Origin of the sequence: Streptomyces sp. NRRL WC-3549, from assembly GCF_000721935.1 — a bacterium.
In the GTDB taxonomy this organism is placed as follows: Bacteria; Actinomycetota; Actinomycetes; order Streptomycetales; family Streptomycetaceae; genus Streptomyces.
In genome coordinates this window covers 249,124-250,264 of record NZ_KL585414.1, presented here as the reverse complement: position 1 = coordinate 250,264, position 1,141 = coordinate 249,124, and the positions used below count along the sequence as shown (strand labels likewise).

Sequence of the window (1,141 nt, the reverse complement as noted above, 5' to 3'; positions counted from 1 at the left end):
GCCGCCGTGCTCGGCCCCGTGCTGGCCACCTACACCGCGGTCCTCGCCGCCGACACCGCCGTACCCGCCTGGCACGGAGCGCACCGCGAACTTCCCTACCTCTTCGCGGCGTCGGCGACCGCGGCGGCCGCGGGCATGGCACTGGTCACCGGCCCCGCGCACGAGAACACCCCGGCCCCCGTCGCCGTCACCTACCGGGACGGACGGGCCGGGAGGCTGATGCGGGCCGCCCGCGCCCTCACCGCGGCAGGCGCCGCAGGGGCCGTCCTGCTCGGACACCGGAGCCGCCCGGCCGCGGCCGTCGCAGGCCTGGCCCTGCTCGCCGGCTCGGCCTGCACCCGCTTCGGGGTCTTCCACGCCGGCATCGCCTCCGCCGAGGACCCCGCCCACACCGTCGGCCCGCAGCGCGAGGCCGCCGAGCGACGACGCACCTCGCTCTCCCAGTGAAAGGAACCGGAGTGAACAACTCGGACGCACACGCACAGGAACACCAGGAGAGCGGCGACGTCATGGTGGAGGTGACCGGGTGCCCGAAGGAGGACGCGCGGGCCGTGTTCGACGTACTGCGCCACTCCTTCGTCTCCGACCGGCCGGCGGCCGACGCCCCCGAGGAGGAGTCGGAGGTCCGTCCGACCGTCTGGTCGGCGACCGTCGACGTCACCGAGACCCGCGAGGGCGCCTCGCCGACGCGGCTCTCCGGACCGGTGACCGTCGAGGCCCAGGGCGGCTACTGGGCGGTCGACCGGCTCCGCAGGAGTCTCGCCGACGCCTTCACGGTCAAGGTCGTCGGTACCGCCTCGGGCGACCAGGAACAAGAGGTCCGGCTGCGGCTGGAGAGCCGCGACGCAGCAGCCTGAGACCCCGTACGCACCGGCCCGGAAGGTACCCGCGCACATGGACACCATCACCTGGGGGGACGTGACGGACGCAGGGGAGCCACCGCCCTCCGACGACCGTTCGACCCTCACCCTGCACGTCAACGGCAGCGACCGGAAGCTGACCCTCGACCACCGGACCACCGTGCTCGACGCCCTCCGGGAGCACCTCGGACTCACCGGCGCCAAGAAGGGCTGCGACCACGGCCAGTGCGGTGCCTGCACCGTGCTCGTCGACGGCCGCCGCGTCAACAGCTGTCTGATGC

2 protein-coding genes and 1 pseudogene are annotated in these 1,141 nt (G+C 74.1%); all 3 read left to right on the top strand.

Going from position 1 to position 1,141, the window contains the following annotated elements; genetic code table 11:
- Positions 1 to 447 (top strand): annotated as a pseudogene (locus IH13_RS0122480) (polysulfide reductase); the annotation flags it as partial.
- Between the two features lie 11 nt (positions 448 to 458).
- Positions 459 to 857, top strand: a complete 399-nt coding sequence (locus IH13_RS0122475; protein ID WP_031087184.1) for a hypothetical protein — start codon at positions 459 to 461, stop codon at positions 855 to 857.
- 37 nt (positions 858 to 894) lie between these two features.
- On the top strand, positions 895 to 1,141 hold a 247-nt coding region (locus tag IH13_RS0122470; protein WP_031087182.1), incomplete at its 3' end, for a 2Fe-2S iron-sulfur cluster-binding protein.